Consider the following 12,192-nt stretch of genomic DNA (forward strand, 5'->3'; position numbering starts at 1 on the left):
AACAACCTTAGAAAGCAAGTCAGTTGTGCGACTCGGTGGTAGGACGTGATGTGGTGGCGTACGTGGGCCTGCCAAGTGTCCGATGTTTCGAAGAGGTCTCAACTCACCTTCACGGGTGATGCGCGCCACGGCGTGAGCTACCGGCGCATAGATATATGTGCGGCGCGCCCCCGGTCCGTACGCCTTCGTGCGGAGATGCCCCTGATGCCTGAGGGGCGGACAGGGTTGGTGTCCCGCCGGTCCGCGACAGTACGCAAGTGCGCCGAATCCTCATAAGGTGAGGAGTATTGGAAGCCGGCGGTGTCGACGGTCCGCCGGTGGTCGCGAGGAGGATGCGGTGAGCGAGACGAGCCCCAGGCTGCGCGCCGAGCTGGAGGGTATCCCCACCTACAAGCCGGGCAAGCCTGCCGCGGCCGACGGACCGGTCGCCTACAAGCTGTCCTCCAACGAGAACCCGTACCCCCCGCTGCCCAGCGTGATGGAGAGCGTCGCGGCTGCCGTCGCCGACTTCAACCGCTACCCGGACATGGCCTGCACCGGGCTGATGAACGAGCTGTCGGACCGCTTCGGTGTCCCGCTCTCCCACCTGGCGACGGGCACCGGCTCGGTGGGTGTGGCCCAGCAGCTGCTCCAGGCCACCAGCGGACCCGGTGACGAGGTGATCTACGCCTGGCGGTCCTTCGAGGCGTACCCGATCATCACGCAGATCAGCGGCGCCCGGTCGGTGCGGGTTCCGCTCACGCCGGGCGAGGTGCACGACCTGGACGCGATGGCGGACGCGATCACCGACCGGACGCGTCTGATCTTCGTCTGCAACCCCAACAACCCGACCGGCACGGTGGTGCGGCGGGCCGAGCTGGAGCGGTTCCTCGACCGGGTTCCCGACGATGTGTTGGTGGTGCTGGACGAGGCCTACCGCGAGTTCATCCGCGACCCCGAGGTGCCCGACGGCGTCGAGCTGTACCGAAACCGGCCCAACGTCTGTGTGCTGCGGACGTTCTCCAAGGCGTACGGCCTCGCCGGCCTGCGCGTCGGCTTCGCGATCGCCCACGAGCCGGTGGCGGCGGCGCTGCGCAAGACGGCGGTGCCCTTCGGCGTCAGCCAGCTCGCGCAGGAGGCGGCGATCGCCTCGCTGCGGTGCGAGGACGAACTGCTGGGCCGTGTCGGCTCGCTGGTGTGCGAGCGCGCCCGCGTGGTCGACGCGCTGCGCGCCCAGGGCTGGACGGTGCCGGAGACCCAGGCCAACTTCGTGTGGCTGCGGCTGGGGGAGGGTACGGCGGCGTTCGCGGCGGCCTGCGAGGAGCACGGTGTCGTGATCCGGCCGTTCCCGGGCGAGGGTGTGCGGGTGACGATCGGAGAGGTCGAGGCGAACGACATCTTCCTGAAGGTGTCGGAAGCGTTCCGCAAGGAGAGCTGAGAGGGCTCCGGGAGAAGTCCCGAAGCGGTTCCGAGTGGGCCCCGCCTTGTGCGGGGCTCTCCTCGTTTCCGGGGGGTCGCCCGGTTCCGAGAGGCTGCGCGGTTCTCGGGCCCACGTGGTTTCGAGGGGCCCGCGCGGTTCCGGGGTGGGCCTACGCGTCGATCGGTTCCACGCGCACGGGGTCGCCGTCCCGCACCCTGGCAAGGAGGCGCGGGTCTCCGTCGATCCGGCCCAGCACGTCGCAGGGACTCGCGAGGCGGCACTCGTTCCCCCGGGAGATCGGCGTGGGGCCGTAGGGGAGGGCCAGTGCGTCGCCGTCGGTCCAGAAGGCCACGGTGCCGGGTTCGACCACCTGCTGGGCGTCCGTTTCACGTGAAACACAGACACCTGTATCGAAATACACCTCTTCACCCCATGTGTGAGCCGTGGAGACGAGCGGCAGCTCCTTGCCGAGGGCTCGTGCGGTCGGGGTGTCCTCGAGGGTCGCGGTGAGATGGCCGGATGGCCATGAGATCCGTATCTGCATGGCGCGCAATTCAACAAGACGTTGAAGTCGCTGCCAAGGTCTTGACGAGACGGCGAAGGGGCGACCCCCCGTCGATTGCCGAAAATCAGTGCGTCATAATGGCTTGTGAATGTGAACGCGTTCACAAGCTCGACCGGATTGCCCTGTTTGTGTGTGACGAACAGGGCAGACCGCCGCTTCAGTACGGCGACGTAAGGAGAGTGACGACGTGGAACTGGCTCTGGCGCCAGAGACACTGGCGCGCTGGCAGTTCGGCATCACCACCGTCTACCACTTCCTGTTCGTCCCCCTGACGATCTCGCTGGCCGCCCTCACGGCCGGACTGCAGACCGCCTGGGTGCGCACGGAGAAGGAGAAGTACCTCAGGGCGACGAAGTTCTGGGGCAAGCTCTTCCTGATCAACATCGCCATGGGTGTGGTCACCGGCATCGTGCAGGAGTTCCAGTTCGGCATGAACTGGTCGGACTACTCACGCTTCGTCGGTGACATCTTCGGCGCCCCGCTCGCCTTCGAGGCGCTGATCGCGTTCTTCTTCGAGTCGACCTTCATAGGCCTGTGGATCTTCGGCTGGGACAAGCTGCCCCAGAAGATCCACCTGGCGTGCATCTGGATGGTCTCGCTCGGCACGATCCTGTCCGCGTACTTCATCCTCGCGGCCAACTCGTTCATGCAACACCCCGTCGGCTACCGGATCGACAAGGTGAGGGGGCGCGCCGAGCTGACCGACTTCTGGGCCGTGCTGACCCAGAACACCGCGCTCACCCAGGCCTTCCACACGCTCTCCGCGGCGTTCCTGACCGGTGGCGCCTTCATGGTCGGCATCTCCGCCTACCACCTCGCCCGCAAGAAGCACATCCGCGAGATGAAGACCTCGCTGCGGCTCGGCCTGATCACCGTGGTCATCGCCGGTCTGCTCACCGCGATCAGCGGCGACACCCTCGGCAAGGTCATGTTCAAGCAGCAGCCGATGAAGATGGCGGCCGCCGAGGCGCTGTGGGACGGACAGAAGCCGGCACCGTTCTCGATCTTCGCCTATGGCGACGTCGAGAAGGGCCACAACACCGTGGCCATCGAGATCCCGGGCGTGCTGTCCTTCCTCGCCAACGACGACTTCACCTCGTACGTCCCCGGCATCAACGACGTCAACAAGGCCGAGCAGCAGCAGTTCGGGCCCGGGGACTACCGGCCCAACATTCCGGTGGCCTTCTGGGGCTTCCGCTGGATGATCGGCTTTGGCATGGCCTCCTTCGCCATCGGCCTGGCCGGACTCTGGCTGACCCGTAAGAAGTTCATGCTCGCGCAGCACCTGAGGGTCGGCGAGGACGAGGTGCCGCACCTGGTCCTGTTCAGGAAGAAGGCCCTCGGCCCGAAGCTGACCCCCTGGTACTGGCGCATCGCGACCTGGACGATGGCCTTCCCGCTGATCGCCAACTCCTGGGGCTGGATCTTCACCGAGATGGGCCGTCAGCCGTGGGTCGTCTACGGCGTCCTGCAGACCCGGGACGCGGTCTCCCCCGGTGTCTCCCAGGGCGAGGTCATCACCTCGATGGTCGTCTTCACCGCGCTGTACGCGATTCTCGCCGTGATCGAGGTCAGGCTGCTCGCGAAGTACGTCAAGGCCGGCCCGCCCGAGCTGACCGAGGCCGACCTCAATCCGCCCACGAAGATCGGCGGCGACCCGCGGGACGCCGACAAGCCGATGGCCTTCTCCTACTAGGCCGAGGGGACAGTCATGGAACTGCACGACGTCTGGTTCGTCCTGATCGCCGTCCTGTGGACGGGCTACTTCTTCCTGGAGGGCTTCGACTTCGGGGTCGGCATCCTCACCAAGCTGCTCGCCAGAAGCCGGCCCGAGCGCCGGGTGCTGATCAACACGATCGGACCGGTCTGGGACGGCAACGAGGTGTGGCTGCTCACGGCGGGCGGCGCGACCTTCGCCGCCTTCCCGGAGTGGTACGCCACCCTCTTCTCCGGCTTCTATCTCCCCCTGCTCGCCATCCTGGTCTGCCTGATCGTCCGGGGCGTGGCCTTCGAGTACCGGGTCAAGCGGCCCGAGGAGAACTGGCAGCGCAACTGGGAGACGGCGATCTTCTGGACCTCGCTGATCCCGGCGTTCCTGTGGGGCGTGGCCTTCGGGAACATCGTGCGGGGCGTGAAGATCGACCGGAACTTCGAGTACGTCGGCGGCCTCGGGGACCTGCTCAACCCCTACGCCCTGCTCGGCGGCCTGGTGACACTCACCCTGTTCACCTTCCACGGAGCGGTGTTCACCGCGCTGAAGACCGTCGGCGACATCCGGCGCCGGGCACGGAAGCTGGCGCTGCGGGTCGGTCTCGTCACCGCGGTCGCCGCGCTCGGTTTCCTGCTGTGGACGCAGGCCGACAAGGGGGACGGCAAGAGCCTGGTCGCCCTGGTCGTGGCGGTCGTCGCCCTGCTGGCCGCTCTGGCCGCCACCAGGGCGGGGCGTGAGGGGTGGGCGTTCGCGTTGTCCGGCGTGACCATCGTGGCCACCGTGGCGATGCTTTTCCTGTCGCTCTTCCCGAACGTCATGCCGTCCACGCTCAATGCGCACTGGAGCCTGACGGTCACCAACGCCTCGTCGAGTCCGTACACCCTGAAGATCATGACCTGGTGCGCGGCGATCGCCACACCGCTCGTCCTGCTCTACCAGAGTTGGACCTATTGGGTGTTCCGCAAGCGGATCGGTACGCAGCACATCGCCGACCCCGCGCACTGAAACCGCCAAGGGTATGTTTCACGTGAAACACGCCCCTCGGGACTGAAGGACACGTTTCACGTGAAACCGATCGATCCCCGCCTGATGCGATACGCCCGTGCCACACGCTTCTTCCTTGTGGCGGTCATCGCCCTGGGCGGAGTAGGCGCAGGGCTGGTCATCGCTCAGGCGATGCTCATCGCCGAGGTGGTGGTCGGGGCCTTCCAGCACGGCCGGTCGGCCGGTGACCTCGTCACTCCCCTGTTCCTGCTGGTGGCCGTGGCCTGTGGCCGCGGGTTGGTCTCCTGGCTGACCGAACTCGCGGCCCACCGGGCCAGTGCGGCGGTGAAGTCCGAGCTGCGGGAGCGGCTCCTCGACCGGGCTGCGGCGCTCGGTCCCGGATGGCTCAGCGGGCAGCGGACCGGCTCGCTGGTCACCCTGGCCACGCGCGGGATCGACGCCCTCGACGACTACTTCTCTCGATACCTCCCGCAGTTGGGGCTCGCGGTGGTCGTCCCGGTCGCCGTGCTGGCGCGGATCGTCACCGAGGACTGGGTGTCGGCGGCGATCATCGTCGCCACCCTGCCGCTCATCCCGATCTTCATGATCCTGATCGGCTGGGCCACCCAGGCCCGGATGGACCGTCAGTGGGGGCTGCTGTCCCGGCTCTCGGGTCATTTCCTGGACGTCGTCGCGGGGCTGCCGACGCTCAAGGTGTTCGGCCGGGCCAAGGCGCAGGCCGATTCCATCCGCCGGATCACCGGCGAGTACCGCCAGGCCACGCTGCGAACCCTCCGGATCGCCTTCCTCTCCTCCTTCGCGCTGGAACTCCTCGCCACGCTGTCGGTCGCGCTGGTCGCTGTGACGATCGGCATGCGGCTCGTGCACGGAGACATGGACCTCTCCATCGGCCTGGTCATCCTGGTGCTGGCACCGGAGGCGTATCTGCCGCTGCGTCAGGTCGGGGCGCAGTACCACGCGGCGGCGGAGGGGCTGGCCGCGGCGGAGGAGATCTTCACCGTGCTGGAGACACCGGTTCCGGTGTCCGGCACCGCTGCTGTGCCCACGGGTGCGGTGGCCTTCGACGCGGTGACGGTCCGTTACCCGGGCCGGACCGCGGATGCCGTGACCGACGTGTCCTTCACCGTCGAGCCCGGCGAGACCGTGGCCCTGGTCGGTCCGAGCGGTGCGGGCAAGTCGACCCTGCTGAACGTGCTGCTCGGGTTCGTACGGCCCACCGAGGGCCTGGTGAGGATCGGGGGAGCGGATCTCGCCGGCCTCGACCTCGAGGAATGGCGGTCACGGATCGCCTGGGTGCCACAGCGGCCGCATCTGTACGCCGGCACCATCGCGGAGAACGTCCGGCTGGCCCGGCCCGACGCCGACGACACCGCCGTACGCCGGGCGCTGCGGGACGCCGGCGCGCTGGAGTTCGTGGACGCGTTGCCCGAGGGAGCCGACACCGTGCTCGGGGAGGACGGGGCCGGGCTGTCCGCGGGGCAGCGGCAGCGGCTCGCGCTGGCCCGTGCCTTCCTCGCCGACCGGCCCGTGCTGCTGCTCGACGAGCCGACGGCCGCCCTGGACGGGGCGACCGAGGCGGACGTCGTGGCGGCGGTACGACGGCTGGCCGTGGACCGCACGGTGCTCCTGGTGGTGCACCGGCCGGCACTCCTGGAGGCCGCGGACCGCGTCGTACGACTTCAGCTGCCCGAGGCGCCCGCCGCCGAACCGGCGGCTTCCGCGCCCGACACGCATGCGCCCGAGGTTTTGACCACGGCGGCCGGCGTCCTCGTCCCCGAGCGGGGGGCGACCGCCGCCGACGCGCTCGTCCCCGAGCCGGCGCTCTCACCGCTCGGCGTACGCGAGACCGCCCCGGTGACGTCCGCGCTCGACGCACACGTTCCGGAGCCCGGCGCACCGTTCACCGAGTCCCCCGGCACGTGCTCCCCCGAAGCGGCCGACCCGGCCGACGCCCGACACGAGCCCAGCGGACGGGCGGAGACCGGTGGGTCCTTGACCGGTGCGCCCGCGGACGGCTCCCCCGCGACCGCCAAGGCGGGGTCCACGCGCCGCGTCCTGGCGCGCGTCCGGGCCCTGGCCGGTCCCCGGCGGGGACGGCTCGCCCTGGCCCTGCTGCTCGGGACGCTGGCGCTCGGCAGTGCCGTCGGGCTGATGGCGACCTCCGGATGGCTCATCTCGCGGGCCTCCCAGCAGCCGCCGGTGCTGTATCTGATGGTGGCCGTGACGGCGACGCGGACCTTCGGGATCGGCCGGGCCGTCTTCCGGTACGCCGAGCGGCTGGTGTCCCACGACGCCGTGCTGCGGATGCTGGCCGACACTCGGGTCGCCGTCTACCGGCGGCTGGAGCACCTGGCACCCGCGGGGCTGCGGGCGACCCGGCGCGGCGATCTGCTCACCCGCCTGGTCGCCGACGTGGACGCCTTCCAGGACTACTGGCTGCGCTGGCTGCTGCCCGCCGGCGTCGCGGTCGCCGTCTCCGCCGCCTCGGTCGGCTTCACCGCCTGGCTGCTGCCCGAGGCCGGGGCCGCGCTCGCGGCCGGGCTTCTCGCGGCCGGCGTCGGTGTCCCCCTGATCACCGCGGCGGCGGCACGGCGCAGCGAGCGGCGGCTGGCGCCGGCCCGGGGCGTGCTGGCGACCCGGGTGACCGACCTGCTCACCGGCACCGCCGAGCTGACGGTCGCCGGTGCACTGCCCTCTCGTACGGCGGCGGCCCGGCAGGCCGACGGCACGCTCACCCGGATTGCCTCACGGGCGGCCGGGGTCACCGCGCTCGGCGACGGGCTCACCGCCCTGGTCTGCGTCCTCACCGTCACCGCCACCGCCGCGCTCGGCGCCCAGGCGGTGGCCGCGGGCCGGCTCGACGGGGTGCTGACGGCCGTGGTCGTCCTCACCCCGCTGGCTGCCTTCGAGGCCGTCCTCGGGCTGCCGCTCGCCGTGCGCTACCGGCAGCGGGTGGCCCGCAGCGCGGAGCGCGTGTACGAGGTCCTGGACGCGCCGGATCCCGTGCGGGAGCCCGAGCGGCCCCGGCAGGCGCCCGCCGCGCCCTTCCCGGTCGTGGTCCGGGACCTGTCCGCCCGCCACGAGGGACAGCACCGCGACGCGCTCGCCGGCTTCGACCTCACGCTGGAGCAGGGCCGCCGGATCGCCGTGGTCGGACCCTCCGGCTCGGGCAAGACGACCCTCGCCCAGGTGCTGCTGCGCTTCCTCGACCCGAGCGCGGGCACGTTCACGCTCGCCGGTGTGGAGGCGCACGCGCTGGACGGCGACGACGTACGACGGCTCGTTGGCCTGTGCGCCCAGGACGCGCACCTCTTCGACAGCACCGTGCGCGAGAACCTGCTGATCGCACGCAAGAACGCCACCGAGGCCGAACTGCTGGACACGCTGGCCCGCGCGAGGCTGCGGGAGTGGGTGGACGGCCTGCCCGACGGCCTGGACACGCACGTCGGCGAGCACGGGGCCCGGCTCTCCGGCGGCCAGCGGCAGCGCCTCGCGCTCGCCCGCGCGCTGCTCGCTGACTTCCCGGTGCTGGTCCTGGACGAGCCGGCCGAGCACCTGGACCTGCCGACGGCCGACGCGCTGACCGCGGATCTGCTGGCCGCGACCGAGGGCCGTACGACCCTGCTGATCACCCACCGGCTCGCCGGGCTCGACGCCGTCGACGAGGTCGTCGTCCTCGAGGCGGGACGGGTGGCGCAGCGCGGCCCGTACGCGGAGCTGGTCACAGTGGACGGCCCGCTGCGCACGATGGCGCGACGGGAGGCGGAGGCCGACTCGCTGGTGACGGCGGGGTGACGCGGACCTCGGCGTGGCGCGGCCGCACCGCGGCCCGGGGAGCGGACGGCACGCGGGACGAGTGCTGCGTGGGACTCCCCTGCCGGACCGGCCGGCGGGGGAGTCGGCGTCAGGCGCGGTCGCCGAGCAGTCGCTCGATGACGACCGCGACCCCGTCCTCGTTGTTGGCGACGGTACGGCCCGAGGCGGCGGCGACGACGTCCGGGTGGGCGTTGCCCATCGCGTACGACTGGCCGGCCCAGGTCAGCATCTCGACATCGTTGGGCATGTCCCCGAAGGCCACGACCTCCGCGGGCGAGATGCCGCGTTCGGCACAGCACAGCGCCAGCGTGCTGGCCTTGGAGACGCCGGGTCCGCTCAGTTCCAGCAGGGCACTGGGGCTGGAGCGGGTGACGTTGGCGTGGTCGCCGACCGCGACCCGGGCGACGGCGAGGAAGGCGTCGGGGTCCAGGTCCGGGTGGTAGGCGAGGATCTTGAGCACGGGCTGGCCGTCGTCCGGACCGTCCGGCCCGAGGAGGGCCTCGGCGGACAGCAGGTTGTCCGGAATCTCCATGTGCAGCTTGGGATAGTCCGGCTCCTGGTGGAAGCCGTACGTCTGCTCGACCGCGAACACCGTGCCGGGCACGGCCTCGCGCAGCAGTCGTACGGCGCTCAGCGCGTTCCGCCTGGCCAGCTCGCGCACCTTCACGAACCGGTGGGCGCCGGGGCCGCCGTGCAGGTCGACCACGGCGGCGCCGTTGCCGCAGATCGCCAGGCCGTGGCCGTGCACATGGTCGCTGACGACGCCCATCCAGCGGGCCGGGCGACCGGTGACGAAGAAGACCTCGATGCCGGCTTCCTCGGCTGAGGCCAGGGCGGCGACGGTTCTCGGGGAGACCGACTTGTCGTCGCGCAGCAACGTTCCGTCAAGATCGGTAGCGATCAGTCGAGGTGGTGGACCGGCGCTGTTTCCCTGGTCGAGCGAGGCCGAGAGCTTGGGGGAGGCCGGGGTCCCGGGCTGTCTGGTCGCTGAGGTCACCCGGTCATTCTCGCGCATATGCCAGCACGGCCGTGCGGGACTCCGCACATATGAGTCGACGGATTCGTCACGTCGGTGGGTCCACGGGGTCGTCGCGACGGTGCCTTTCCAGGGGCCGTCACGGCGGCGAGCCCACCGCCTCACGGCAGCTGGGAGAGCGCCTCAAGGCGGTGAGCCCACCGCCTCACGGCAGTGGGCTCACCCCTCGTCACAGCTGGGAGAGCGCCTCCATGGCGATCTGCTCGAAGACCTTCGCGTCGGCGGCGAAGTCGGAGTCCGGGATGGGCCAGTGGATCACGATCTCGGTGAAGCCCAGCTCCTGGTGGCGGCCCGCGAAGTCCACGAAGGCGTCCAGGGACTCGAGCGGCCGGCCGCGGTCCGGGGTGAAGCCGGGGAGCAGGATCTTGTCCAGCTCCGCCATGTCCCGTCCGGCCTCGGCGCAGGTCGCGGACAGCTTGCCCAGCTGTCCGCGCAGCGCCTCGACCGACTGCTCCGGGGTGCCGTTCTCGTACAGCTTCGGATCGCCCGTGGTGACCCAGGCCAGCCCGTGGCGCGCGGCGAGCTTCAGGCCGCGCGGGCCGGTGGCCGCCACGGCGAAGGGCAGCCGGGGGTGTTGTGCGCCTCGTGCGCCGAGCAGAACCGGCCCTCGTGCGTCACCGAGTCCTCGGTGAGCAGCCGGTCGAGCAACGGCACGAACTCGGCGAACCGGTCGGCGCGCTCGCGCGGCGTCCACGGCTCCTGGCCGAGGGCGGTGGCGTCGAAGCCGGTGCCGCCCGCGCCGATGCCGGTGCCGCCCGCGCCGATGCCCAGGGTGATCCGGCCGCCGGAGATGTCGTCCAGGGAGATCAGTTCCTTGGCGAGGGTCACCGGGTGCCGGAAGTTCGGCGATGTGAACTTGTGCCTCCCGGCTCCCTGGTCTCGATGGTTCACCTGGAACTTGCGGTGGCGGTCCTATCTCGTCCAGGTCGGTGGCTGAAGCGTTACGCCCGGGCCGTGGCGAGTGCCGCGATGAGGTCGGTGTCGGCCGGTGCCACGGGCCACCACCCCTCCTCGTCGTCCCGGAGGTGGGATACCAGCAGCGCCATGGCCGCCCGGTGTCAGCCCGAGGGTCGCTAGAGTTGCCCCATGGGCGCGTTGGACACGGCCGAGCTTGAGGCCATGGTCGAAGAGGCGACTGTCGATGCCTACAACGACGACGAGCAACTGACCGGTCTGTTCACCATGCTTGAGGAACACCTCGGCCTGCCCTTCACCACCGCGGTTCTCGGTGGCGAGGTAACCGTGGACGGCATCGACCTCACGCCGGACGGATGGATCGTCGCCCTGTGCTCTCGCGGCGGCATGCGGCAATCGATCGGAATCCTGGAGCTGCCGTTGCCCAGCCCGGCGCCCGAGGGCGCTGAGTGGATCGAGGCGTACCGTCACTGGGCCGGTTGAGGTCGGACACCTCACACCCCACGCGGAACCGGCTTGTCTGGGAGGGCTGAACGTGGCTGACGCCGTACAGGGCACGCATCAGGGTGGCGGTGAACCGTCGCTGGCCGACCTCATCGAGCGCAGTGCCGAGTTGAAAGGGCAGCTGGTCGCCTTCGGGCAGAGCGCCCGCTTCGACCGGTGGTTGACGCCCGTCCTCCTGGAAGCCGCTGGGCCTGAGCGGCAGTTGGACGAGGGCGAGGCGATCCGGATCATCGACCACTTCATCCTGCGGTACCGCCTGCCGGACGGTTCGACCGTGGTGGACCGTTTCGTCGCGGGACGGAAGGACTTGACCGCGGTCGACCGGGCGATGCTGCTCGGCTGGCGTGACCCGGTCGAGGGCATCTTCGAGATCCAGCGCAAGGAGAAGGATGCCGTCGTCCTGCTGAACCTGGTCGACGACCTGGAGTACCGCACCTACTCCAATGCGGGGCGGGCGGCGTTCCGTAGAGTGTCCAAGGGGAGCTTCCTGCACACCTGCCTCGTACCCGTCCACTCGGCCGGCGGGGCGTGGCTGGTGTCCGGGGCGATGTCGAGTTACCCCAAGTCCAGTGCCACCGAGATCGCCCAGGCCGCTATCCGTCTGGCCACCTGCCGGCCCGAACTGGTCTTCCGTAACCCCGTGAAGATCGAGCAGGGCTGGCAGCAGATGCGGGAGGACCGGGCCGAGTTCGTCCAGTTCTGCGGCGGCGACGAACTGGTCCTTCCGCCTGCCGAAGCCGAGGACCTTCTCAACGCCTACTACCGCCACCGCCAAGAGGCCGCCGTCGCCGGACAGCCCGACCGTGCCCGAGGCAGGCGGCTACCCGGTCTGGACCTGCCCTTCTTCGAGCTACCGGGAGAACTGGCGGACGTGGACAGCATCGGTGTCATCTACGACGAGGTCGACGGGCTCAACTTCTACGCGGACTACGGAATGCTGCGGGAGCTCTTCGCGAACCCGGCGCTCGCGGGCCGCAGGCAGCACCAGGACCTGTTGCGCACGTACCTGCGCGAGGAATCGATCGCGCCACTGCCGATCCGCCGACTGGCTGCCGCTCATCCGGAGGCAGCCGACGCGGTATTCCGGAAGCTGTTGCGGAATCCTGGATTCACCTGGAGCGAGCACGGCGAGGCGCTGCTGCGCCGACGCAAGCCCTGGTACTACGCGAACGAACCCCGCCCCGGTGTCTCCGTGATCGGCGACAGGCTCAGCGCGCTTGCCGTCGGCCGCTGACAGTCAC

The 12,192-nt window shown here is 70.2% G+C and carries 8 protein-coding genes and 1 pseudogene; 6 read left to right on the forward strand and 3 right to left on the reverse strand.

The genetic code is table 11. From position 1 onward, the window contains the following. The first annotated feature begins 337 nt into the window (after positions 1–337). The gene (gene hisC, locus ACWD5D_RS07270) at positions 338–1,417 is read left to right on the forward strand and encodes a histidinol-phosphate transaminase (protein ID WP_451371811.1); all 1,080 of its coding nucleotides are present in this window, start codon (positions 338–340) and stop codon (positions 1,415–1,417) included. Between the two features lie 151 nt (positions 1,418–1,568). Here hisC and ACWD5D_RS07275 read toward each other — a convergent pair whose 3' ends face one another. After that, positions 1,569–1,943 carry a cyclophilin-like fold protein gene (locus tag ACWD5D_RS07275; RefSeq protein ID WP_451371812.1) on the reverse strand — a complete coding sequence of 125 codons (375 nt, stop codon included), beginning with the start codon at positions 1,941–1,943 and terminating at the stop codon, positions 1,569–1,571. Positions 1,944–2,151: 208 nt separating this feature from the next. On the opposite strand from ACWD5D_RS07275, the gene ACWD5D_RS07280 reads away from it, so the two are divergent. The 3 genes from ACWD5D_RS07280 to cydD are packed head-to-tail and all read left to right on the forward strand — an operon-like array spanning position 2,152 to position 8,475. Continuing rightward, positions 2,152–3,660: a cytochrome ubiquinol oxidase subunit I gene (locus ACWD5D_RS07280; RefSeq protein WP_451371813.1), complete on the forward strand. Its 1,509-nt coding sequence runs from the start codon at positions 2,152–2,154 to the stop codon at positions 3,658–3,660. A gap of 15 nt (positions 3,661–3,675) precedes the next feature. Next, on the forward strand, positions 3,676–4,680 hold the full coding sequence (gene cydB, locus ACWD5D_RS07285; protein WP_451371814.1) for a cytochrome d ubiquinol oxidase subunit II: 1,005 nt from the start codon (positions 3,676–3,678) through the stop codon (positions 4,678–4,680). Positions 4,681–4,740: 60 nt separating this feature from the next. Continuing rightward, positions 4,741–8,475, forward strand: coding sequence for a thiol reductant ABC exporter subunit CydD (cydD, locus tag ACWD5D_RS07290; protein ID WP_451371815.1), 3,735 nt, complete (start codon positions 4,741–4,743; stop codon positions 8,473–8,475). A gap of 109 nt (positions 8,476–8,584) precedes the next feature. On the opposite strand, the gene ACWD5D_RS07295 is transcribed toward cydD, so the two are convergent. After that, a complete protein-coding gene (locus ACWD5D_RS07295) occupies positions 8,585–9,511 on the reverse strand; it encodes a Cof-type HAD-IIB family hydrolase (RefSeq protein WP_451371816.1) in 927 nt (308 codons plus the stop codon). 190 nt (positions 9,512–9,701) lie between these two features. Beyond that, positions 9,702–10,384 (reverse strand): annotated as a pseudogene (locus ACWD5D_RS07300) (LLM class flavin-dependent oxidoreductase); the annotation flags it as partial. Positions 10,385–10,618: 234 nt separating this feature from the next. Between ACWD5D_RS07300 and ACWD5D_RS07305 the strand changes: the two are divergent. Further along, the gene (locus tag ACWD5D_RS07305) at positions 10,619–10,930 is read left to right on the forward strand and encodes a hypothetical protein (protein ID WP_451371817.1); all 312 of its coding nucleotides are present in this window, start codon (positions 10,619–10,621) and stop codon (positions 10,928–10,930) included. A 52-nt stretch (positions 10,931–10,982) separates the two neighbouring features. Then, positions 10,983–12,185 carry a hypothetical protein gene (locus tag ACWD5D_RS07310; protein WP_451371818.1) on the forward strand — a complete coding sequence of 401 codons (1,203 nt, stop codon included), beginning with the start codon at positions 10,983–10,985 and terminating at the stop codon, positions 12,183–12,185. Positions 12,186–12,192 lie beyond the last annotated feature (7 nt).

The sequence above is a fragment of the Streptomyces sp. NPDC002520 genome (genome assembly GCF_053595235.1).